Consider the following 23,680-nt stretch of genomic DNA (forward strand, 5'->3'; position numbering starts at 1 on the left):
GGACTGAATCATGAAGCAATACGGTTTTTATATTGACTCAAGCAAATGTACGGGCTGTAAGACTTGCCAGCTGTCTTGCAAAGACTTTAAAGATTTGGGCGTAGACAGAAGTTATCGCCGAGTCTACGAGTACGCTGGTGGTAATTGGGTAGAAGAAAACGGCACCTATCGTCAAGACGTGTTTGCCTATTACACCTCGATTGCGTGTAACCATTGTGACGAGCCCGCCTGCGCGAAAGTGTGCCCATCGGGTGCGATGCATAAGCGTGACGATGGCTTTGTTGTGGTGGATGAAAAAGTGTGTATCGGCTGTAAGCATTGTGCGAATGCCTGCCCTTACGGTGCGCCGCAATACAGCGCTGAAAAAGGTCACATGACCAAGTGTGATGGTTGTTTTGAACGTGTAGCGGAAGGCTTTGAGCCAATTTGTGTCGGCTCTTGTCCTTTGCGTGCATTGGAGTTTGGCCCTATTGCGGAACTTAGAGAAAAATACGGCACCAATGCGGACGTAGCACCACTGCCATCGTCGTCATTGACCAAACCAAATATCGTGATCAAACCAAACCGTCATGCTCGTCCAACGAATGACACGACTGGTCACCTAGCAAACCCTAAGGAGGTTTAAGATGGGATGGCATGAATGGCCTCTGATTATCTTTACTGTATTTGCACAAACAGCCGTGGGTGCGTTTATTGTATTGGGTTGTCTTAATCTATTTGGCAAAGCAAGTGATGATGTGAAAACGCGCATCAATCGAAACATGTTCTTTATTTGGGTGTTTATGGGGCTTGGCTTCATGGCGTCTACCGCTCACCTTGGAAGTCCAATGCGCGCCATGAATGCGCTTAATCAAGTAGGAAGCTCGTGGCTCTCACGTGAAATTCTATTTGGGTCTGCTTTCTTTGCTTTTGGCGGGCTTTTTTGGTTACTGGAAGTGCTGAATAAAGGCAGCGTCGCCGTTCGTAAAGGGCTAGTCGTAGCGGGCATGCTGATGGGCGTAGTGTTTATGTTCGCGATGACCAATGTGTATCTCATCAACACGGTTCCAACATGGGACACACCGTTTACGACGTATTCATTCGCGATCACAGTGGTATTAAGTGGTGTGATGCTGTCACATGTCTTGATGCGTGGCGCTCATTTTGAGTGCGCTGGATACAACCGAGTCGCAGGGACACTTGTGCTAGTCGCCACGGCGGCGGCAGTATTGGTGACAATGACGATGGTGACATCATTAAGCGGTATTGAGTCTGCGATTGTGGCCGCAAGTGATCTGGTTCCGAATATGGCGATGATTCAAAATGTACGTTTTGCGCTGATTTTTGTCGGCGTAATATTATGGATGTTGTCACTTCGCAAGCCAACTCAAGCCCTGCCATTTGCGGTATCAGGATTTGCACTTGTGGTTGTCGCTGAGCTTATAGGACGCAGTGTATTCTTTGGTCTCCATATGACTTCAGGTATGTAGGCTAACCGCTTAACTGCGTATGCTTTGTTTATGTCTAAACTACGTGGGGTAAGCCGCCTAGCTTACCCCACGATGATCAACACAAGAGTCACTGATAATGAGTAAAGAGAGTGTTTCATGCAAGATACCCTGCAAAATGATGTGATTGATTTAGAAAACCTGAGTGCCATGGCGAAGGTATTCGGTTCGCTGTTCTATTTTCCTTTAACAGGGGACAATAATCAGGCGCTGTTAACGGCCTTAGCTGACGAATCTCAAGCCTGCGGTGAGCCCGTGCATGAGACTGCATTTACGCAATGGGCGCAAGTCGTGGCAGAAGACGGCACCGATACGCTAAATCAAGACTTCTTTCTTTTGTTTGAAGGAGGGGAGGCGATGTACGCGCCACCTTGGGGCTCGGTTTATCTCGATAAAGAGGAGGTAATATTCGGTGAAACGACCGTGGCTTACCGACAGTTTTTACGCCAAAATGGCGTCGAATTAGATACAGGTATGCGTGAACCAGAAGACCAATTTGGTTTAATGCTGTTTGCAGTAAGCCAGTTTATAGAAGAAAAACACGCCCTTTCCGCTATCAAAGCATTGTTGTCTGAGCATCTGTTTACGTGGTGCTATCGATATCTTGAACTGGTTGAAAAGCATGCTCAAACCAATAGTTACCAGCAGCTTGCTTTGCTGGCAACCGAATGGTGTCTAGCCGTTCAAGAGCTACTTGACATTCAGCCTCTGGCTAAGAAGTTATATCGCTAATGCCAAATAGAGATGAGCGCTACTACAAGGCTTATATGGAGCACAAAACAATCAGCCGTCGCGGGTTGTTTCGTGCTTTGTCTGGTGGTGCGCGAGCGAAGCGTTCAAACGATAACCACGTGGAGACGGCTGACACGACAAGTCTTGAGTTAGTGCCATCTCATATTGCTCGCGTTGTAGCAAGACCTCCGGGTGCGGTAGATGAATTCTTGTTTCAGCAGATATGCAGTGGCTGCGAAGCGTGTGTGTCTGCATGCCCTGAACAAGTCATTATCCTTAATGAACAATTAGCTGAGTTGACTCTTGATTACGGTTATTGTGCGCAATGCAATGAGTGTCAACAAGTTTGCCCAACTGGAGCGTTACACGGACCCAACCGAGATACGTTTATACGCCCAGTATTTGCCAGCGCGTGTCAAAACTCGCTATTTGGTGACTGCTCGTTATGCGCAGAGCAATGCCCATCGCAATCCATTTCAATCCGGGCTCAAGGACTACCGGTGGTTGACGGAGCGTCGTGCGATGGGTGTGGTCGATGTAAACAGGCTTGCCCGTTTACATCAATCGAACTCAAGCTCGCTAGCGCGTAAAGGTTAAGGTGTAGCCGTTAGTAGGCTTCTTACTAAGTCGATGGTGGTGGATGGATGTTTGTAATCGATAGGTAACGCCGTCACCTTGTTATGTTGAGATAGAAATAGCGATGGGAAACTGCTGCCACCGATTGAACGCGCAAATTGAATTTCTTCTAGTAACGTTTGTTGTGTCGATTGAGCCAGAAAATCCGTTTCAAATTGCATGACATCTAAGCCGATCTCTTGCGCCAGTGCGATAAGTATATTGTTATCGCTCGGGTTCTTTGCCTGTAGGTAGTAAGCTTGTTGGATGGCCTGATTCATCGCTTGTTCTGAATTCTGTTTTCTGGCGGCAAGGATAGCGCGGCATGCAGGGTAGGTTGCTCTACGAGGGGTGTTTTTTGACCAAAACTCGTAGTTAAACTCTGCGCCAAGTTCCTGTTCAATTCGTTGCCAATATGATGCGATTTGACGTTGCATCGCCTCTGGCATTGCCATGTCTGTGTCTGGAGCTAGACCACCTAATACATACTGGATCGCCACTTCTTGTTTGAGATTGCTCTGTACGGTGTCCCAGGTTGACTTGAATCCCCAACACCAAGAGCACATTGGGTCGTAGACGTAATAGAGCGTGGCGGTAGTCATAGAAAGTAGTCCTTCACTTCATGAGTGGAATGTTAGTCGATATGGGTGTTATTAAGGGCATAATTCCATACGCGATAAAAGTAAAAAATATAACCAATACCAAGCGTTAGAATAGAAATAATGAACCACAGCAGCACGTGGCCAAGATCACTAAATAAATCAATATCGCATTTCATCTTCCTTTCTACGCCGTTTGTGTCAACCAGATAAGTGCGGTTGAGAATGAATTTAGAAAAAGAGTAGGGGAAAAAAAACAGAGCGATGCCAAAAGTCACAATAGACAGGATGAGCCACAATATCAGGTGACCGATAATATCAAAAATGGCGACATCGGCTTTTAATCTCATAATGTTATTCCTATGAAGTCAGTTAAAGCGCGATACGATAAGCGATTGCAAACCGTAGCGCTATTGAAATTCAATAGCGCTACTCATCACCAAAGATGCAGAGCGCTATCATTGAATATTGCCAAACGCAATTAGCTTGCCGGTGCGTCTTGAATTACCTCATTGTAGCGCGTAAAGGCAGCATCCAGATCAACCAAAAGATCATTCACATCTTCTAAACCAATATGAAGTCGAATGAGCGTGCCTGTAAAGTTTGGATGAGCGACGGTACGTAGTGAGTTAAAACTTTTTGGTTCATTAGCCAGTACCAAACTTTCAAATCCACCCCAAGAATAACCCATGCTAAAGTGACTCATTCCGTCTAAGAACGCCGTGGTAGCTCGTGGATAAGAGGTTTTTAGGACGAAAGAAAACAGGCCGTTACCCCCGGTAAAGTCGCGATGATAAAATTCGCTCCCCGGACAAGTTTCTAAAGCAGGGTGTCGAACATGATCAACTTCAGGACGCTCCTCGAGCCATTTAGCCACGGTTAAGCTGTTTTCTGCGTGTTGGCGTAGTCGTACATCGAGTGTGCGTATACCGCGTAAGCCAAGATAAGCATCGTCCGGTGATACGCATTGCCCCATTAGGTAGCTCTGTTCGCGTAATTGATCCCAGTACTTTTCTGAGGCAACAGCAGTGCCGAGCATGACATCAGAGTGACCAACAATGTACTTTGTGGCGGCTTGAATTGAGATATCGACACCAAAGTCGAACGGTGAGAAGTTCACCCCAGCGCCCCAGGTATTATCAAGCATGACGATGACATCTTGCTCTTTAGCAATAGCTGCCATGGTAGGCACATCTTGAACCTCCATGGTGACGGAGCCTGGAGATTCCAAAAATAAAATTTTGGTATTTGGCTGAATAAGATCACGAATGCCAGCGCCGATCGTTGGGTCGTAATAGGTGGTCTCAATGCCCATTTTTTTCATGATGGTGTTACAGAAATCACGTGTTGGCTCATAGCACGTATCAACCATCAAAATATGATCACCTGTTTCGACAAATGCCAGAATGGCATTAGAAATAGCAGCGGTGCCACAGGGGTAAAGTGCACACCCTGCGCCACCTTCAATTTCTGTCATGGCATCTTGGAATGCAAAGTGGGTATTCGTACCACGGCGACCATAAAACAACGTTTGTTTCGCACGGTTGATGGTGGCATGGTTTTTTTCTGCAACGGTGTTGAATACGACGGTAGAGGCACGCTGTACAGGCGGATTAACGACACCGTTTGTCCATTTTTTATCGCGGCCCGCGGTGACAAATTTGGTGGTTTTACTTTCTGACATCAAGAATCCCTGTTTGATTGGCTAGTTTGTCACGATGCTATTGTTAAATTCACCGAAACCTTTGTTATCAAGGGTTTCTAGCGTTGTAATGAGCGATGTGAACGGAGAAAAGTGTAACTAGCAATAAAACACGAAGGCTAAAGAGTTTCAAGTCTTTAGCCTCGTGTTTTACTGAATCTTTAACGAAGAGGTCTAGAGCGCATGTGCGCTGGGAGAGCGGGCAGTTATAGCAAAGGGTTGAATAAGTAGAACAGTCGCTCGAAAAATCGATGATACAAGCTTCGTTGTTGCCATTGGGCTGAGTCGATTATTTCAGAGTGCAGCATGTAACTGTGTTGCAACTGATTCATTTGTTCCGTGAAAATAGGGTCTTCAACGGCCAGCGTCACTTCAAAATTAAGCCATAAACTACGCATATCCATGTTTACGGTGCCTACTAAGCAAAACAACTCGTCAATGACGACCGATTTAGTGTGCAGCAGACCACCATCAAACTCATGGATCTTTACGCCCGCATTAAGTAACTCAGAATAGAAGGCGCGTGATGCCCATTGCACCATTAGTGAGTCATTGTGCTTAGGGATAATGAGGTCAACAGTGACGCCACGCTGCGCAGTTGTTTTTAATGTTTCTAGCAAGTCGGCACTAGGAACAAAGTAGGGCGTAGTAATGGTGACAGAGCGTTCTGCTTGATGCATGGCTAATGTTAGAACCTGTCCAATCAGTTGATCTGGCATACCTGGACCTGAAGGAACAACTTGGATTGGTTTCGAGTCTTGAGGAATATCAATTTGACAGTCAGGATGCACCGGAAGAGTACGATCCCCCGTTTCTACCTCCCAGTCCCAGCAATGAATGGCCGATAGCACGTTTACGGTTGGACCTTCAATTCGAACCATGATGTCAATCCATTGACCGACGCCAGAGTTTTGTTTGAAGAACGCTGGGTCAACCATATTCATTGAACCGGTATAGGCCACTTCATCATCAATAGCGATAATTTTGCGATGTTGCCTCAAATCTAGACGTCTCAAAAAGATACGCCATGGTGATACCTCGAGCCCTTCCACTAGCTCAATACCAGCACCGCGCATCATTTTAGCCCAGTGGCTACGGAAAAATGTGGGGCTGCCTGCTGAGTCCAATAATACTTTTACTGCGACGCCGCGCTTCGCTGCTTGGATAAGCGCTGCTGCGACAGAGTCGGCCAACCCGCCGGGGTGCCAAATATAAAACACCATACGAATACTGTGTTTTGCTTGCTCAATGTCGTTGATCACTGAACGTAGGCTAGAGTCAGGGGTCGTGTGCAATTGCAATGTGTTGCCACAAAGCGCAGGGATGCCCATTCTATTGTTACAAAGGTTGTCAATCTTGGAAATGTGAGTGCCAAGTCCGTCTTGAGTATGGGCTTTGCAGTCATTTAATTGATGAAACCAATCGCCGAATGGTTGAAACATGACGCGAGCTCGTTCGGCTCTTTTACGACCGAGATTTAGCTCTCCAAACATAAAGTAACAAAGGACACCAACAACAGGAATGATGTAGATAACCATGAGCCATGCCAATGAGACACTGACAGCACGACGTTTGAGTACGACTCGCAATGTGACACCAGCAACCAGCACCCAGTATAGGCCAATGCCAGCAAGCGTGAGAAAATGATAGACCTTGTCCATGTCGCCTCGATAGAAGAACGGTAATTAGAGAATAATTGTGTAATCAAGTATTTGGAATAGTCGCGTCGCTGTCAAATAGTTACTGAGATTACAGGGGCGGTTTATCGCACTTTTCGGCCGTGACTGGTGAAAAACTGATGAGAGTAGATATTTATTGTGCCAATGATAGCACTGCTTTTATTCATTAATGCGGTGATTATGTGCTATGTGAAGGTTAATAGGTAAGCAAATAATACATAAATATCGCCATATACAAATGAATATAGCGCTCGGGCTTCCAATTATATTGGTTAGGTGTTTTAATTGCTAGGCGCTTTGGTTAGGTAATAACTTTTCTAGATGTATTGATTTGTTTACACCATGCTGGCGATGCCCACCGCAACATAAGGAAAGGTCTTTTTACGTGAAAGTAGACGATCGTGTTGTGACTCACTTCAGGATAGTAACCAGCTACTTCGTCAAATCATGACGAAAATTGGTACCAATAATGACAAGTTCCACCCGAGGACAATTTACTTCCCGCTTCGGCTTTATCATGGCTGCAGCCGGCTCTGCTGTCGGTCTAGGCAACGTTTGGGGATTCCCAACCCAAACGGCAAGCAATGGCGGCGCCGCCTTCCTTTTAATTTACCTGTTAATGATGGCGCTTTTAGCTTACCCAATGCTGGTTGCAGAGTTAACGATTGGTCGCTTTGGGCAATCTAACCCTATCGCGTCATTGCGAAAAATATGGACAAAAAACAAGTTCCTTGCAGTTGCGTTTGGTAGCATAGCAATGCTTACTGCTTCAATGATTCTTAGCTTTTATGCCATTTTAGCAGGCTGGCTAATTGGTTTCGGTGCAGAACCGATCCTTCAGTTGATTGGACTCCACAGCCTTGCGGATTGGTTGGTGACCTTTAGTACCGGGCGAAACGTCTTTTTGACCGTGTTGTTTATGTCGCTGACGGTATTTGTTGTTCGACGCGGTGTCGCTGATGGTATTGAAAAATGGTCGTCGCGATTGATGCCGCTGCTGTTTGGTCTGTTTTTGTTATTGATTATCTACATCCTAACTCAAGATGGTGCAATGACCGGTTTGAAAATGTACCTGATTCCAGATTGGAGTCATGTCAATGCAGCACTTGTGGTTAACGCGATGGGTCAGGCTTTCTTTTCGCTTTCCTTAGGCGTAGGCGCGATGATGGTCTACGGTTCGTATTTGAAAAAAGACGTCAACATCCCTAAAACCGCAGGACAGGTCGCGATTATTGACACCGGTGTCGCGTTTTCAGCTGGGCTTCTAATTATGCCAGCCATGTTCGTAGCAAGAGCGAATGGCGTACAGATTTTTAATGAAGTGGGCGAACTGATTAGCTCTGGCAACCTGGTTTTTGTGGTACTACCAAGTTTGTTTGACACTATGGGGTTTGTTGGTGAGTTTCTCAGTGTGGCATTCTTTGCTTTAATGGTTATCGCAGCTTTAACCTCGTCGATAGCAATGCTAGAAGTGCCAGTTGCTTGTTTACACGAAGAAATGAACATTAAGCGCGATAAAGCAGCAATGATGCTAGGGGGAATTATCCTACTTTGCAGTACCATTATTGCCGCCAACTTTGGTTTATTGTTTGATTGGGTCGCCACCGCTTCAACCATGTACATGCAGCCGTTACTCGGAGTGGTATGGGCAGTCGTGATTGGATGGGTTTGGCATAGAAACGCCCTTCTTCAAGAAATTAAGCAGGGTCATCCAGAGATTGAGACGACGTGGTTTTGGAAGATCTGGCCATGGTATGTCAAGTTTGTGTGCCCAGTGGCTATCTTAACGGTATTTGCCTACCCGTTTCTTTAAGCATGACTAACGCGAGGGCTATGCTTGTAGCTTGAGCTTTGTGTCTTGTGTTCGCTTCAACGCTGATGATTTAATGCCAATCGGACTCTGTACGATTGGCATTTGTTATTTGTCCCATTGAAAATGATGCTAACGCTATTATCGCTGCCCATTTGCTTTGTTTTGTGTATGATCGGCGCCAGTAATTTGCCCTGTGTAGTGTCTATGTTTGATATTCAATTTGAAAATGACCATTTTGTGGTCATCAATAAACACCCCGGCGTCAGCGTACATAAAGACGATGGCGATACCATGCTGGTGGAAGAGGTCGCAAAAGTAACGGGCGACGCTAAGCTGTATCTTGTGCATCGTTTGGACAAGATGACGTCAGGTATTTTGCTGTTAGCCAAGAATGCTACGATTGCTGCCGAATTGTCACAACTTTTTGCCAATAAACAGATAGAGAAGTTCTATTTAGCGATTGGCGAGAAGAAACCGAAAAAGAAACAGGGACTAATTTCCGGTGATATGGAGCGTTCACGGCGTTCTATGTGGAAATTGATGGCGACGAAAACTAACCCCGCCACGACTCAATTCTTTTCAGTGGCTGGTGAGAATGGCGAGCGGGTTTTTCTGTGCCGCCCTCTAACGGGTAAGACTCACCAAATTCGAGTCGCATTAAAGTCGGTGGGGTCGGCGATTGTAGGGGATCCTATATATAACGTCAGTTCAGAGTCCGACCGTGGTTACCTTCATGCTTTCGCGTTGCGTTTTACTTGTTTAGGCACGGACTACGAGTTTGTGTGTGATCCAAGAAGCAATACGATTTATGGTGACAAATGGCATTCAGACGCAGTGAGCAAAGCCATTCGTACTTGGGAGACACCTTGGGACCTGGCGTGGCCGAAAAAATAGTGAGAGGCTAAGATTCGTGGAGAATAACGATGCATAAAGATAATTTGCTCGAGTTTTTTGAAGAAGTAACATCACAATTAACTTTAGCACCGAATGAAGTTCGCCGGCTTTTCCATGGACGAGGTAAGCGTTGGCCTGGATTAGAGCAACTCACTTGTGATTGGGTAAACAATCAGTTGTTGGTGAATGTTTTTAAGGAAGTGGATGAAAGCTTCATTAATGCGTTGACGGATGGTTTAGAGCAAATAGTGAACAGTGAGTTATGGCAAGCCAAAGCTGGGCAGTGCGTTGCGATTCAGCATCGCTACCTAGATGGAGCGCCTATGAGTGTCGTTTGGGGAGAATTAGATACACGTCCTGTGGTGATGGAGTCTGGCTGTAAGTACCAATTGGATATCGGGCGTAACCAAAACTTCGGTTTGTTCTTAGATATGCGCTTGGGTCGGGATTGGGTGAAAGCCAACGCAGAAGGGAAGCGGGTGCTTAATCTCTTTGCCTATACGTGTGGCTTTTCTGTTGCCGCAATGGAAGGGGGCGCGACACAAGTTGTTAACGTTGATATGGCTCGCTCGTCACTAAATAAAGGTCGAGAGAATCACCGTGCCAATGGCCATGATCTTTCAAATGTCACATTTTTAGGCTACGACATTTTCAAGTCGTGGGGAAAAATTAAGAAGTGTGGCCCTTATGAGTTAGTGATTATTGATCCGCCATCTTTTCAAAAAGGCAGTTTCGCACTTACCAAAGACTATAAAAAGATCTTACGTCGCTTACCTGAATTAATGACGGAGAGTGGCGAAGTCATCGCATGTGTTAATTCGCCAGTCGTTACCCCTGATTTCCTGATTGATGGTATGAAGGAAGAAGCGCCGGGACTGCAGTTTGTTGAGCGGCTAGACAATCCGCCAGAGTTTGCTGATATTGACCCTGATGCGAGTTTGAAAGTACTGCTGTTTAGAACAACAAATTAGCCAGTAGCTTTGCGAGACTCTATATTGCCCATGTGAAGTGATGAGCAGATATAAAAAACGGCACCTATAGCAGGTGCCGTTTTTTCATCATTAGGTGATTAGTTTACCCAATCTTTCAATTCAAATGTTAGCGTATGCTCGCTACCTTTAAGCTCTAGGCTGTCTTTTGTTAGATGGATTTCGCTCCAGTCGGACAGTGCTTTTGACATTGTCATCTCAACGTTCATTGCAGTATCGCCACACATCTTCATGGTCATACCCATTTTTTCGATGCGGAATTGACCATCTTTGAGTTCACCTTGACCAAAGAAGTTATTACACCCAGCGCTGCCGTTTGCCGTCATTTTCTCACCGATCTCTAGGCGAGGTTGCTGACCTTGTTTGTCGAGTTGAATCGCTTTGCCATCAATCTGCACGAGGTTCCAGTTGTGGTGTTGAAGATCCTGAGCGGTTACGGTTGCCATAGGTTTCTCTGCACTGTTATTTGCAGTAGTACACGCGGTGAGTAATACAGGTACCGCGATAGCAGCCAGTAGCGTCTTTGAAAAAATCTTCATAGTATGTGTCTCCAACTAAATGAAATTATTGATAAGTATAATTAATAAAACACTGTTTTTTGTCAGGCGAGCGTTATCTTTAGTATAGTGTTTTTTTAGGGCTACCGATAATATACGATCGAATTAACAGCAAGAATTATTAAATTGTATTAATTTGAGACTATTCTTACTAAGTTGAATTCTAGACTACAGCGTAAGGGAGGTCTGTGATGGAACAATTAGAGTTTTTCAACGTTCCTAGCCCATGTGTTGGAGTATGTACGGTTGATACTAAAGGCTATTGCCAAGGGTGCATGAGAAAAAGAGAGGAGCGTTTTAACTGGTTGTTTTTTACTCCAACTCAACAACTGCACATTATAAAATTGTGTCGTCAGCGTTATCGACGAAAAATGGCCAACGCTAAACAGGATGATGCTTTACAAAATGAGCCGTCAAATCCACAACAAAACTTATTCTGAGTTTGTGTCAGGTATTTCCCCCTTTCCTACATGTTAACCTCTGTTCATTACGCTCTAGTATCATGATTCCGATCTGAGTTACCTCAGTTTGTGACTATACGGCGCGAATCACGATTATTTACGGCTAGGGTTGCCTGCATACGAGCAACGACACAGTTCGGTAAATAACGGTCTAAAATTTCGCATATATTATAAAACGCAGTGAAATTTATTAATTGTGATGGTATTAGCCGCGAATTTTCAAGAAGCGTGAGTAAGCACGAGAAGTGTGATCTTCGTTCATGAATTTTCTGGCTACCAAATGAGAATTCTGTTTATATAGTTGGGAACAGTTATGTAAAATGCGAATAGATTCATGCAGATACTTATTTGTGACGATTCTTCCGTCGCTCGAAAGAGCTTAGAGAGAAGCATCGAAGCACCAAAGAACAGCCATATTATTTTTGCTGAAGATGGATATCAAGCTCTTGATATTCTTAGAGAAGGTAGCATCGACCTCATGTTTTTGGACCTCACTATGCCGAAAATGGATGGCTTCGAAGTGTTAGCCCTAATGAAGCATGAATCTATAACCACAAATATTGTAGTGATATCTGGTGATATTCAACAAAAAGCACAAGAACGTTGTTATCAATTGGGCGCCTATGCGTTTATTGAAAAACCACTAAAGCAAGACATTGCCGAACCGCTATTTCATGATTTAGGCCTGAAATTTCGCCTTCCGGAGCACGTCAAGCAAGTCTTTACCATTAAACAAAGTGTCGAACGGTTTCGTGAAACCGCCAATATTGCCCTCGGTAAAGGCGCAGCGATTATTGCCCAGCAGTTAAAAGAGTTCATTCAATTACCCGTGCCTACCGTTGGAGATCTTTCTTTTGGTGAAGTGACCATGATGATAGAGGACAACCTTAGCCGCGAGGATAACTATACGGTCGCACAACGATTTGTTGGTGGTGGCATGCATGGTGAGGCGCTAATTTGCATTACTGGCAGTGACATTAATCAAGTCGGTTTGAGGTTTGGGTTCGATCAAGGCGAATGTACTCGAGATGAATTAGTGGTGAATTTATCAAATGTGTTGGTTTCTTCTTTTCTAGTTTCAATGTCTGAACAGTTGGGGGTTGAGTTCTCTTTGCGAGAGCCATTACGAATCGACCATTTCGCGCCTCAAAACTCAATGATGAGTGACTCTGAGTACATCTTTACCACTGAATATACCTATGACGCAGAAACGTTGGACTTAAATTGCTCTGTATTATTTATGTTTGACCAAGAATCCGTGGATATTATTCATCGGCAAATGGAGATATTACATTGAAAACGATGACATTAGAGTTGTCCGACTTTCATTGGACGATGCAGCTTATAGATACCTTAGACGCGGGACTAATTGTGGTAGATAAAGAGCATAAGGTCTGTGCTTGGAACAGTTTTATGCAAAACTACAGTGGGGTGAATGCGGATCAAATAATGGGTAGGAGTCTATTTGAATGTTATCCAAATCTCCCAGAAAAATGGCTCAAGACTAAGCTGAGTTCAACGGAAAAAATGCGCACGCGTGGTTTTTCTAATTGGAAAGACAGACCGATTATTTTTGAATTTAAAAACTTCTCTCCCATTTCTCAAGGGCTGTTAAACATGTATCAGAACATGGTTATCACGCCTTTAAAATCACCAACCGGAGAGATCACCCATTTTGCTATCATGCTGCAAGATGTCTCTGATATTGCCAAAAGCCAGATGCATTTAAAACGCTCGAATGAGAAGCTGACAGAATTGGGGCGGGTTGATGGATTAACTGGGTTATTTAATCGTGCTTACTGGGAATCGTGTGTGATTGAAGCGTTCAATGAAGCCAAAACAAAAAACCGACAACCGACGTTAGTTATGTTTGATATTGATTATTTTAAACGAGTTAATGACAACTTTGGTCACTCTTTTGGTGATGAAGTGATTAAAGAAACGGCGAGTCAATTAAGCAAAGCGGCGAGAGGCAGTGATGTTTGTGGGCGGTATGGTGGAGAGGAGTTTGCTGTGTTGCTAAACGATACCACCGCCGATCAAGCGTATTATTTTGCAGAGCGGTTAAGAAAGCGTATTGAATCACTCGATATCGAGACAACAGAGGGTTCACTAAAGTACACCATTAGTCTGGGGATTGCGGAATTAACGACCGACGATAGCAACCATGTTGAGTGGTTAAAGCGAGCAGACAAAGCCCTTTATCAATCAAAAGAAGCGGGACGAAACAGTACCAATATCGCTAGCTAACTTTGCGCTTAAGCGATGCAGACTAGCGCTACGGCATGGGAGCTTTGGATTGGTTTCGCACAGCGGTATTGCCGTAGTGATACATCGACATCACGATGCCTGCCGCGACTAAGACGCCAATACCGCTTATTGCTAAGAATGCCATCACACCCTCGATATCCTGATGATCCAGTTGGTAACCGACGATATAAGTCCCTATAGAAAATCCGACAGAGACCGCAGCAGCCATGTAACCTTGGCTAGTCGCCGGTCCAAAAGGGCTAATTTCATCAGCGAAACTGGCAATGGAGATATCATTCCATGCGCCATTTATGATTGATATAAGTATCAACGACAGCGGAAATAGTGCTAAGACATCGTTTCCAAACATGAACCAAATACTGACGCCAACGAAGGTATTAATGAATACCGTTCCTAGCCAAAGCATGTGGCCGCCATGTTTTTCCATCCACTTTCCTGCTGGAGCTAACGCGACGAAAGTAATAAGCGCTGCTGCTGCCATACCAAATGAAGAATGAGACAGGTCGACACCAAAAGCCTGAGCAATAATCACGGGCCCCATTTCAACCATATTCGAACCCACAAACATAGACAACAAAACACACAAAACGAAACCAAACCAAAGTGTCCTTGAGCTCTTTCTTGCCATTGCGTCATTTGAACTGACGTTACTTTCAGTGCTCTCTGGTGATGACGGAATAGATTGTGGCGGATGTAATAGGGTGATGGTGAGGCAGCCGATATCCAGTGCCAGTAATACGGCAAGTTGCATGTTGGTTGAAAGGGAAAACAGATGCACGACGCCCATGGCGACACCTGCGACAACCACTCCAACCATTTGAAATTGAAAGAGCAACCTCAACGCATTGGCTTTTTCTTTTGCCTCTTGGTTTAGGCGAATCGCAAAGGTTGGATTTAGAATGAGTAAGAGATTGCTTCCTAAACCAATGCACAATGCGACAAACCAATAGTGCCAATGAGTCTGATTGACGAATATCAAAATAAATAAAGCGACACAGTGACAAAGCATCGCACTTAGATGTAATTGGCGATGGAGTAAGTAGCGGTCGGCTATAGCACCGAGCAGCGGTGCCACTAAGCCAGTCAGTCCCAAAATTAACATGACCTGACCGACCAATAAGCCACTAGATGTGCGTTGTAAAATGAGTGGGGCAAGAATAATGGCGACGCCAATCCATTGGACAATGCCCATGGAGGCTTGGCTTGTTAACCATAAGGAAGATCGTTTCATTTTTCAGGTGCGATAAGTAGATCGAGCTAACAGTGTAAAAGAAATAGAAGCCGGTAGGAGGTCACTGAGCGTCAAATTATTTGAATGGAATGGATAGATATTCTGGTGAGATTAGGTGGCCGCTTAGATACAGCCACCAATAATCAAACTATTAAGATAGCGCTTGCTGAGGGTTATTGACTAGGTGACGCCATTGTTGTTTTTTTAACTTAAGATGACGCTCAAGTTGCTCTAACTGAATAGAAAGGAGCGCCTGCTCATATTTCTGTTTCACATTATGCTTTGCGTCTTTAATGCATTGTTTTTTTAGATCGTCGTATTCTTTTAGTTTAGACACAAGCAATTGAAACTCATGTTCAATCATTGCGACGATACGATCGGAGTCCGGCAAAGAGACCGCCTTAATTTTTGCTACTTGGAGTGTTCGAGCCAATCGCGCTTTCTCTATTTTGTAGGAGGAAACACGCTTAAGATCACTCGTGAGCCCGAACCAAGAACAACTTTTAATTAGCCATTTAGTGGGATCAAACTGCCACCAACGGATGCCGTTTCGGTAGTCATGTTCAAAGATGTGATGAAAATTATGATAGCCCTCGCCAAAGGTCAGAAAGGCCAGCACCCCATTGTCTCTCGCGGTATTTTTAGTGGTGTAAGGCTGGGAGCCCCAAACGTGTGCTAGCGAGTTAATGAAGAAGGTAGTGTGGTGACTTAGCACTAAACGTAAGGCACCAATCACTAGCATAAAGCCGAGTAGGTCACCGTAAAGTAAACCAAGACCGATAGGGAGGCCCACATTCATCAACAACGCTAATGGCACATAGTATTTATGTTGCCACATAACGACCGGATCCTTTTGTATATCTCGGCAGTTCTTATAATCAGTATACCGAGATGCTTGGTACTCTCTTAACATCCAACCGATGTGGGAATACCAAAACCCTCGCTTCGCAGAGTAGGGATCTTTGTCATTGTTGTCGACATGCTTGTGGTGAACACGATGATCGGAGGACCAGTGAAGAATACTGTTTTGTAAGGCAAAAGCGCCCCCGATAGCAAAAATGTAACGCATGACAGGGTGGGCATTATAGGTCTTGTGTGACCATAAACGGTGGTATCCAGCGGTGATAGACATTCCACAGAAAATAAAGCTAATCACCAACCAAACCCAGTGATGAGCCGTGTAGCCATAGGCGATGCCATACCAAGTCACGCCGAGTGTTGCCAGTAAGAATGTCCCCAAAAAAATGGTGACGTTTAGCCATATAATTGGAGGTTTATTTGTCTTGCTCATAAGTTCCTGACCGAGTTGATTGTCCATTTAAGCTTACGCTTGTACGCTAGAATATCAGCGTACAGTTGTAAGTCAAATGGACTAATTAAATTTTGGCGTATGGCATAAAAAGAGTTGTTACAAAGGGTAAGTGATGGGCGTGAATCCAGCGTGGGTTGGCACCAAGCAGCAAGGCTGCAAGGTTTAACCTGAAGCTGAAATAAACGTTAAAGCTGAATTTAAAGAGGTGTGGTCACTTCAGCTAGTGAGTCTTGGGTTATTGTGTTGATTTAGCCGTTTTAGGTGTGGGTTTTCGTTTTGCCATACTGCAATCCACGTCGTTCTCTTGAGGCGGATATTGTTGGTAGATGGCTTCAAAACGTTCGAAGTTAGACACGAGAATGTCTACGATCATTGGGTCGAATGCTTTACCGGTTTGTGCCGCGATATATTGTTTTGTCTGTTCGATAGGCCATGCCGGTTTGTAGGCTCTTTTGCTAACGAGCGCATCGAAGACATCAGCGATGCTGACTATACGAGCTTCCAGCGGAATTGCGGTATGGGCGAGATTTAATGGATAACCTTTACCATCATAACGTTCATGGTGACATAGGATAATATTTTTCAAAAATTCTATTTCAGCACTGGTGGAGTGAACAGCATCAATTGTCGTTAACACATCATCAATAATATCGACGCCATAATGAACATGCTGATTCATGATGCTTCTTTCTTTAGTCGTAAAACGTTTAGTGCTAAAAAGGATTTCATCAGGAATGCGATATTTCCCAATATCATGAAATGGCGCGTAGAGTTCAATCCATTGAATAAACCGGTGATTAATAGGCTGAGATTTCGCTAGTAATTCGGCAAGGAGCTTGCTGTATAGACCCATTCGGTGTAAATGATCCGCTGTTTCCGGATCACGTTTATGACTAATGCTTAACGCCAGTTTTAATGCTTGGAGCAACATCTGATGTTTGTTTTTATCATGACAGAGCAGACTAAAGATCACTTCTTTGACAAACAAAAGATCCGAATGCAAGGCGCCGTTTTCAAAATAGCCAGGTTGCGTGGAATTAAAAAAAAGTAGTGCCCCTTCCGTTTGATTCAGCTTAATACCCATAGTGAGACTGCTTTGGTGTCCAAGAGAACGGAGCTTTCTGACTCGCTCATTGTTGGGTAATTCAGCTAGGTCAGAGACAATACGAATTTCTTCATTCTCAATGATTTGCATAAGAGACAGACAGGAAGAAGAAGCCATTGATACCACATCATAACGATCGCCAGTATGCTGAGAATCAATGACGTGAAAGTTCTCTAAATAATCTGAATGAGTCACGGTGACGCAGAGTCGTGACAGCAGTGGATAGCTGACTTTGAGGGAGTCAAATAATTCATCTATGCCATTGCGACAGCTTAGAGCGCGGTTTGTTGTTGAGATGCAATCAATATAATCCATACGTTTCTTATCAATAGTTTTTATATGGTTATTTGAATAGTAGACAGGATTATGCCGTGAGTTCAAGTGATCAACTTCGCACCCAATGATGAAAAGCGATGAACAATAAGTTGCATCTTTGACTTGTGATCTCTCTATCAAGGTAATGATATTGATGATGAAAACGTTTGCCTGGTGTTTTTTTAAACGGTAATGTTGCAAACAAGTGTTTGACTATGCGGACATATGTTTATGACGGAACGTGAGCAACAGATTCTAGAGTTAATCAAACAAGACCCGATGATAGCCCAGCAAACATTGGCAGAGCAGTTAGGATTAAGCCGCAGTGCGGTCGCGGGTCATATTATGAATTTGACTCGTAAAGGGTTTATTCATGGTAAAGGATACGTGATCGCTCCGGAGCGATACGTGACCGTTGTTGGCGGCGCCAATATGGATCTATGCGGTCGATCTAATGCTGAGCTTATCATGGGCGACTCCAACCCTGGCGCGCTTACATCGAGTGCTGGAGGCGTGGCAAGAAATATCGCAGACAATCTCAGTCGTTTGGGCAGCAAGGTTGAATTCATTGGTGCCGTTGGTGATGATCTTTGGGGTGAACAATTAAAAGACGCGTGTCGACAAGCGAGCATGGGTATCGAACATGTGCTGACAGTAACCGGTAAGCCAACCAGTACTTACCTGTCTATCCATGACCCCGTAGGGGAGCTGCAACTTGCGCTCAATGATATGTCCTTAATTGATGCCCTGACCGGAGAGCAATTGGCAAAACGAGCCAATATTCTAAAGTGCGCCTCTGCCATTGTTCTTGATGCCAACCTAAGTGAAAGCGCGTTGGACTACCTGTTCTATGCCCACGCGGATAAACCGATATTTGTTGACCCTGTGTCTAGTGTGAAAGCCAAGAAACTTACCCCTTATCTCCATCAAATTCATACCTTAAAACCCAACCTATCGGAAGCGGAGCTTTTGGCGGGTTATACGCTGAGTCACATAGATGATTTACCTGAACTAGCAAAGCGGTTGCACGACAAAGGGGTGAGCCAAATGCTCATCAGTTTAGGGCGACAAGGCGCGTTTTCTAGCTGCGAAGGTGTTGGTCAATTTATCCCTGCCCAAGACGTTGCAGTGAATAATGTGACGGGGGCAGGGGATGCCCTAATGGCGGGCGTGACACACGGATTTATAACCGGTTGGGATTGGTCACAGAGCGTAAATTTTGCGCTAGGCGCAGCGATGTTAGCCTTACAGTCCAATTCGACCATCAATACTATTATGTCAGAAAGAGCGGTAACACGCTTGATTAAGGAAGTAGCATGTTAAACACCTATTTAGATATATTACCGGAAGTTGCCGATGCTTTAGCCAATAATCGGCCGGTTGTCGCACTGGAGTCCACCATTATCTCACATGGTATGCCTTATCCTCGTAACGTAGAGACGGCGCTGCTTGTAGAACGAACCATACGAGATTCAGGTGCGACCCCGGCAACCATCGCCATTATAGAAGGGCGACTTAAAGTCGGGTTGAGTGAGGCGGAAATTACGCATCTTGGTCAAGCAGGTACGGCCGTGACTAAAGTGAGCCGACGTGATATCCCATTTATGGTAGCGGGTAAAAAAGACGGTGCAACGACCGTCGCCGCCACGATGATCCTTGCGGAAATGGCAGGTATTAAAGTGTTTGCGACAGGCGGTATTGGTGGCGTACATCGAGGCGCTCAGGAAACGTTTGACATTTCAGCTGATCTTCAAGAATTGGCCAGTACCGATGTGGCAGTGGTTTGTGCGGGCGCAAAATCAATCTTAGATCTGGCACTGACGCGTGAATACCTTGAAACACAGGGCGTTCCAGTGATTGGTTATCAGACAAGTAGCTTACCGGCGTTTTATACGCGAGAAAGCGAGCACGGGGTGGACTATCGCCTAGATAGTGCACAGCAGATTGCAGCGGCCTTGAAAGCAAAGTGGACGATGGGATTAACTGGTGGGGTTGTGGTAGCCAATCCAATACCGCAAGAGTTTGCAATGCCTGTTGAACGAATTAATGCCGTTATCGAGCAGGCGTTGGCAGAAGCGGATGAGCAAGGTATATCGGGCAAAGACTCTACACCATTTTTATTGGCGCGCGTCTGCGAATTAACGGGTGGAAACAGCTTGGACTCAAACATTCAATTGGTACTCAATAATGCTAAGTTAGGCGCTGAGATTGCCAAAGAGTATTGCCAAAGCTAGCACATACCCTACAGGCTGCGCTAATTGAGATGCCGTAGTAAAACGCTGACAGGACCTGCGGTAGTAATCATTAAATAGTTAAGGCAAAATGCTAGCAATTTTTGTTAGTTAAGTGAGCCTTATGATGTTTAAAGCCGCAATCTTCGACATGGATGGATTGTTACTCGATACCGAGAATGTATGTAAAAAGGTGTTTAGTGAAGCCTGTCAAACACTTGGGGTACCGTTTTTTGAAGAGCTGTACCTTTCAATCATAGGTTGCAATGCGAAAACGATCCGTACTCGTCTTACCGAGGGCTACAAAGATGTGATTGACTATGAATTGATCCATCAAGAATGGCGTAAAAACTACGATGCTGTGGTACTTCATCAAGCGATTCCGGTTAAAAAGGGGGCCATTGCACTTCTTGATTGGCTAACGTCAAATAACATTCCTTTGGCCGTTGCCACATCTACGCAGCGTGATGTCGCTGAGGTGAAACTTAAACTCGCGGGATTAGACGCGTATTTTAGTAATATCACGACGGGATGCGAAGTAACACATGGCAAGCCTCATCCAGAAATTTACTTACTTGCGGCACAACGATTAGGTGTTGAACCGAAGACTTGTTTGGCGTTTGAAGACTCCAATAATGGTGTGAAATCAGCCATGGCGGCGACGATGAAAACTTATCAAATCCTTGATCTGGTTGAGCCTTGTGATGAAGTACGCGCACTAAATCCACATACGCATGAATCACTATTCTCCGTCTACCTGGAGTTATCAAAATAGTTTGTATCTGTTCCCAAATTGCCTCTTCGAACGCGTGATGAATTCTGCATTTTGAAGTCATTTGGGTATATAATTGAATTTCTTGGAGAATAGTGGAGTGACGTTTTGAAGCAAACGCAGCGCCATCGTGAAATTCTTGCGATGCTGACACAAAGCGGTTTTGTCAATACCGAAGAGTTTGTTGACGAATTTGGGGTTAGCCCACAGACCATTCGTCGCGATCTAAATGATTTAGCTAAACAGGGATTGGTCACGCGCCACCACGGCGGTGCATCATTGCATTCAAGTACTGAGAACGAAGCCTATTCGGCGAGAAAAGTTCATTATCAAGAAGAGAAGACACGGATTGCGAATGCTTTGGTGCGTCGAATCCCAAATGGTTCGTCACTATTTATTGATATTGGTACGACGACAGAAGCGGTCGCTCTCGCACTATTGAATCATCAAGACCTGAAAGTCGTAACCAACAACATTAACGTCGCGAACATTTTGCGAGTAAAAGATGATTTCACCGTCATTGTTGCTGGTGGACAGATCCGTAATAAAGATGGTGGCATTATTGGTGAAGCGGCGAAAGAGTTCATTGAACAGTTTCGTCTAGACTTTGGCATCTTAGGTATCTCTGGAATCCATGAAGACGGCAGTTTACTTGACTTTGATTTTTCTGAAGTTCGTATAGCGCAAGCTATCATGGAGTGTTCCGGTCAAACATTATTAGCGGCAGATAGCACGAAGTTTAACCGTGGGGCTATGGTGAATTTAGGGCATATTTCTCAGGTTGATGCATTTTTTACCGATGAACAGCCGCCACAAGAGCTTATTGATATCATGGAACAAAGTGATATTGATTGGTATGTGTGCGAATAAACACAAGTTGGATGAGCCCATTTTCATGCTAAATGTATGGTCTTTTATATTTAGATACAATTCGTTATTAAATGCCGTAGCTTTGACACTTATTGATGAGGTTATCTGCTGTAGTGAGCGAGATGAATGTGATGTAATAATCCACGTGAGCAGTTGATCGTCCACTTTCAACTCGGTCGCGCATCCAACTTAGACATAGTATCGATTAGATACGGTACTGATGTTGCCTTGCTGTGTTGTGCAGCAAGGCTTTTTTTATTTAGGCCCCATAAAACTATAATATTTAGGCTCTAGTAAAGCCCTGTCGACGTTGCGAAACGTCTCGGGATTAGGATTTAGTCCGCCCGATAGCCTCTTCCCAACCGCGATATAGGGTGTCACGTTGCTGCCGATCAATGGCTGGACGAAATACACGCTCAATCTCTTTTTTATCAGCCAGTTCATCTTGGCTTTGCCAAAACCCAGTCGCCAGCCCCGCTAACATAGCAGCACCCAATGCGGTGGATTCACGCACAACGGGTCTAACGACTTTACTGCCCATAATATCGGCTTGAAATTGCATTAAGAAGTCATTGGCAACCGCACCGCCATCGACACGAATTTGGGTCAGCTTGATACCAGAGTCTTCTTCCATCGCAAGAAGTACATCGCGGCTTTGATAGGCAATGGATTCTAGTGCGGCACGAATGATGTGATTGCGATTGGTACCTCGTGTGAGTCCTGTTAAAGAACCACGAGCATGTGGGTCCCAATACGGGGCTCCTAGCCCAACAAATGCAGGCACCAAGTACACGCCATTTGTGTCACTAACTTTTTCTGCAAAATACTGCGTGTCTTGTGCATCACGGATTAAGCCCAGTTCATCACGAAGCCACTGAATCGTCGCCCCACCCATAAAGACGCTGCCTTCTAATGCGTAGGTCACGCTGTCCCCAACTTGGTAGCCGATCGTCGTCAGTAGACCGTGCTTAGAGCGCATGGGTGTGCCACCCGTGTTCATTAATAGAAAGCACCCAGTACCGTAAGTGTTTTTTACCATGCCTTTTTTAAAGCATTGTTGACCAAAAAGTGCCGCTTGTTGATCGCCGGCAATACCACTGATTGGAATGTGTTCTGTCCCACCACCAATATGAGCATAGCCATATATCTCACTGCTTGATTTGACGTCGGGGAGCATCGACTTAGGGATATTAAAAATATCAAGCAGAGTGCTATCCCATTGCAGCGTATGAATATTAAATAGCATCGTTCGCGAGGCGTTACTGACATCGGTCACATGCGACTTACCATGAGTGAGCTTCCAAACTAACCAAGTGTCTACGGTGCCAAATAGCAACTCACCTTTTTCGGCTCGCTCACGAGCTCCGTCGACGTTGTCGAGTATCCACGCAATTTTAGAGGCAGAAAAGTACGCGTCAACGACCAGTCCGGTACGTTGGTTAATGATGGTGTCATGACCATCTTGCTTGAGCTGGTCACAAAAGTTGGCCGTGCGGCGACATTGCCAAACAATGGCATTGTAAATGGGTTGACCGGACTCTTTGTCCCAAACGATGGTGGTTTCACGTTGGTTAGTAATGCCAATGGCGGCAACATCTTCGTTGGCGATATCCGCTTGAGCAAGCACTTCGGTCAAAGATGAACGCTGTGTTGCCCATATCTCCATAGGATCATGTTCGACCCAACCTGGTTGCGGATAGATTTGAGTGAACTCTCTTTGTGCTGAGCACACGGCGTTGGCATCGCGGTCGAAGACGATAGCGCGTGAGCTAGTAGTACCTTGGTCTAATGCAACGACGACTTTTTTATGCTGGTTCATATCGTTCTCATTTTGTTTTTATGGAAATAGATTGGATTTTAAAATCCCCAATAGTGTGCTGTATCTCACCGAACTGCGTGATTAATCCTAGCGAACTTAATCCTAGTGAACAACGTTGGACACATTGGCGGTTACTACCTTTGTCACGTTACGGTTCTAAATGTTCGTTATCGACCATGCTAGCGTACAACTCAAGACAGTTTAATAATTATTCGAACAATTTGCT

At 44.8% G+C, this 23,680-nt stretch carries 23 protein-coding genes; 14 read left to right on the plus strand and 9 right to left on the minus strand.

Translation table 11 applies throughout. The features are described 5' to 3' along the window. Positions 1 to 10: 10 nt before the first annotated feature. The 4 genes from MD535_RS03325 to MD535_RS03340 all read left to right on the plus strand — a co-directional run bounded on the left by MD535_RS03325 (position 11) and on the right by MD535_RS03340 (position 2,809). Positions 11 to 625, plus strand: a complete 615-nt coding sequence (locus MD535_RS03325) for a DMSO/selenate family reductase complex B subunit (RefSeq protein WP_265673503.1) — start codon at positions 11 to 13, stop codon at positions 623 to 625. Between the two features lies 1 nt (position 626). Then, positions 627 to 1,469 (plus strand): DmsC/YnfH family molybdoenzyme membrane anchor subunit, encoded by an 843-nt coding sequence (locus tag MD535_RS03330; protein WP_265673504.1) that lies wholly within the window; start codon positions 627 to 629, stop codon positions 1,467 to 1,469. 117 nt (positions 1,470 to 1,586) lie between these two features. Next, positions 1,587 to 2,219: a molecular chaperone TorD family protein gene (locus MD535_RS03335; protein WP_265673505.1), complete on the plus strand. Its 633-nt coding sequence runs from the start codon at positions 1,587 to 1,589 to the stop codon at positions 2,217 to 2,219. Beyond that, entirely contained in the window at positions 2,219 to 2,809 is a 591-nt protein-coding gene (locus MD535_RS03340) for a 4Fe-4S binding protein (RefSeq protein WP_265673506.1), read from the plus strand. The genes MD535_RS03335 and MD535_RS03340 overlap by 1 nt, the downstream gene beginning before the upstream one ends. A gap of 3 nt (positions 2,810 to 2,812) precedes the next feature. On the opposite strand, the gene MD535_RS03345 is transcribed toward MD535_RS03340, so the two are convergent. The 4 genes from MD535_RS03345 to cls all read right to left on the minus strand — a co-directional run bounded on the left by MD535_RS03345 (position 2,813) and on the right by cls (position 6,796). After that, the gene (locus MD535_RS03345) at positions 2,813 to 3,436 is read right to left on the minus strand and encodes a DsbA family protein (protein ID WP_265673507.1); all 624 of its coding nucleotides are present in this window, start codon (positions 3,434 to 3,436) and stop codon (positions 2,813 to 2,815) included. Positions 3,437 to 3,468: 32 nt separating this feature from the next. Then, positions 3,469 to 3,783 carry a DUF6693 family protein gene (locus tag MD535_RS03350; RefSeq protein WP_265673508.1) on the minus strand — a complete coding sequence of 105 codons (315 nt, stop codon included), beginning with the start codon at positions 3,781 to 3,783 and terminating at the stop codon, positions 3,469 to 3,471. Positions 3,784 to 3,914: 131 nt separating this feature from the next. Beyond that, a complete protein-coding gene (locus MD535_RS03355) occupies positions 3,915 to 5,117 on the minus strand; it encodes a cystathionine beta-lyase (protein ID WP_265673509.1) in 1,203 nt (400 codons plus the stop codon). 224 nt (positions 5,118 to 5,341) lie between these two features. Beyond that, positions 5,342 to 6,796, minus strand: a complete 1,455-nt coding sequence (gene cls / locus MD535_RS03360; protein ID WP_265673510.1) for a cardiolipin synthase — start codon at positions 6,794 to 6,796, stop codon at positions 5,342 to 5,344. 487 nt (positions 6,797 to 7,283) lie between these two features. Here cls and MD535_RS03365 point away from each other — a divergent pair, with 487 nt between their 5' ends. From MD535_RS03365 to MD535_RS03375, 3 genes are all read left to right on the plus strand, one after another. After that, positions 7,284 to 8,627: a sodium-dependent transporter gene (locus MD535_RS03365; protein WP_265673511.1), complete on the plus strand. Its 1,344-nt coding sequence runs from the start codon at positions 7,284 to 7,286 to the stop codon at positions 8,625 to 8,627. A 204-nt stretch (positions 8,628 to 8,831) separates the two neighbouring features. Beyond that, positions 8,832 to 9,521 carry a TIGR01621 family pseudouridine synthase gene (locus MD535_RS03370; RefSeq protein WP_265673512.1) on the plus strand — a complete coding sequence of 230 codons (690 nt, stop codon included), beginning with the start codon at positions 8,832 to 8,834 and terminating at the stop codon, positions 9,519 to 9,521. A 29-nt stretch (positions 9,522 to 9,550) separates the two neighbouring features. Continuing rightward, on the plus strand, positions 9,551 to 10,492 hold the full coding sequence (locus MD535_RS03375) for a class I SAM-dependent methyltransferase (protein ID WP_265673513.1): 942 nt from the start codon (positions 9,551 to 9,553) through the stop codon (positions 10,490 to 10,492). 98 nt (positions 10,493 to 10,590) lie between these two features. Here MD535_RS03375 and MD535_RS03380 read toward each other — a convergent pair whose 3' ends face one another. Then, the gene (locus MD535_RS03380) at positions 10,591 to 11,049 is read right to left on the minus strand and encodes an META domain-containing protein (protein WP_265673514.1); all 459 of its coding nucleotides are present in this window, start codon (positions 11,047 to 11,049) and stop codon (positions 10,591 to 10,593) included. 209 nt (positions 11,050 to 11,258) lie between these two features. On the opposite strand from MD535_RS03380, the gene MD535_RS03385 reads away from it, so the two are divergent. The 3 genes from MD535_RS03385 to MD535_RS03395 all read left to right on the plus strand — a co-directional run bounded on the left by MD535_RS03385 (position 11,259) and on the right by MD535_RS03395 (position 13,778). Next, positions 11,259 to 11,507: a DUF1289 domain-containing protein gene (locus MD535_RS03385; protein ID WP_265673515.1), complete on the plus strand. Its 249-nt coding sequence runs from the start codon at positions 11,259 to 11,261 to the stop codon at positions 11,505 to 11,507. A gap of 355 nt (positions 11,508 to 11,862) precedes the next feature. Further along, positions 11,863 to 12,825 (plus strand): response regulator, encoded by a 963-nt coding sequence (locus MD535_RS03390; RefSeq protein ID WP_265673516.1) that lies wholly within the window; start codon positions 11,863 to 11,865, stop codon positions 12,823 to 12,825. 5 nt (positions 12,826 to 12,830) lie between these two features. After that, positions 12,831 to 13,778: a sensor domain-containing diguanylate cyclase gene (locus MD535_RS03395; protein WP_265673584.1), complete on the plus strand. Its 948-nt coding sequence runs from the start codon at positions 12,831 to 12,833 to the stop codon at positions 13,776 to 13,778. Between the two features lie 28 nt (positions 13,779 to 13,806). Here MD535_RS03395 and MD535_RS03400 read toward each other — a convergent pair whose 3' ends face one another. From MD535_RS03400 to MD535_RS03410, 3 genes are all read right to left on the minus strand, one after another. Further along, on the minus strand, positions 13,807 to 15,030 hold the full coding sequence (locus tag MD535_RS03400; RefSeq protein WP_265673517.1) for an MFS transporter: 1,224 nt from the start codon (positions 15,028 to 15,030) through the stop codon (positions 13,807 to 13,809). Positions 15,031 to 15,181: 151 nt separating this feature from the next. Continuing rightward, entirely contained in the window at positions 15,182 to 16,321 is a 1,140-nt protein-coding gene (locus tag MD535_RS03405) for an acyl-CoA desaturase (RefSeq protein ID WP_265673518.1), read from the minus strand. Between the two features lie 256 nt (positions 16,322 to 16,577). After that, entirely contained in the window at positions 16,578 to 17,762 is a 1,185-nt protein-coding gene (locus MD535_RS03410; protein ID WP_265673519.1) for an HD-GYP domain-containing protein, read from the minus strand. A 231-nt stretch (positions 17,763 to 17,993) separates the two neighbouring features. On the opposite strand from MD535_RS03410, the gene MD535_RS03415 reads away from it, so the two are divergent. The 4 genes from MD535_RS03415 to MD535_RS03430 all read left to right on the plus strand — a co-directional run bounded on the left by MD535_RS03415 (position 17,994) and on the right by MD535_RS03430 (position 21,635). Continuing rightward, entirely contained in the window at positions 17,994 to 19,085 is a 1,092-nt protein-coding gene (locus MD535_RS03415; RefSeq protein ID WP_265673520.1) for a PfkB family carbohydrate kinase, read from the plus strand. Continuing rightward, the gene (locus MD535_RS03420; RefSeq protein WP_265673521.1) at positions 19,079 to 19,996 is read left to right on the plus strand and encodes a pseudouridine-5'-phosphate glycosidase; all 918 of its coding nucleotides are present in this window, start codon (positions 19,079 to 19,081) and stop codon (positions 19,994 to 19,996) included. The genes MD535_RS03415 and MD535_RS03420 overlap by 7 nt, the downstream gene beginning before the upstream one ends. Before the next feature lie 121 nt (positions 19,997 to 20,117). After that, positions 20,118 to 20,768 (plus strand): HAD family hydrolase, encoded by a 651-nt coding sequence (locus MD535_RS03425; protein WP_265673522.1) that lies wholly within the window; start codon positions 20,118 to 20,120, stop codon positions 20,766 to 20,768. Positions 20,769 to 20,873: 105 nt separating this feature from the next. Then, entirely contained in the window at positions 20,874 to 21,635 is a 762-nt protein-coding gene (locus MD535_RS03430; protein ID WP_265673523.1) for a DeoR/GlpR family transcriptional regulator, read from the plus strand. Positions 21,636 to 21,963: 328 nt separating this feature from the next. Here MD535_RS03430 and glpK read toward each other — a convergent pair whose 3' ends face one another. After that, positions 21,964 to 23,454: a glycerol kinase GlpK gene (glpK, locus tag MD535_RS03435; RefSeq protein WP_265673524.1), complete on the minus strand. Its 1,491-nt coding sequence runs from the start codon at positions 23,452 to 23,454 to the stop codon at positions 21,964 to 21,966. Positions 23,455 to 23,680 lie beyond the last annotated feature (226 nt).

It is taken from the genome of Vibrio qingdaonensis (genome assembly GCF_026191675.1).
In the GTDB taxonomy this organism is placed as follows: Bacteria; Pseudomonadota; Gammaproteobacteria; order Enterobacterales; family Vibrionaceae; genus Vibrio; species Vibrio qingdaonensis.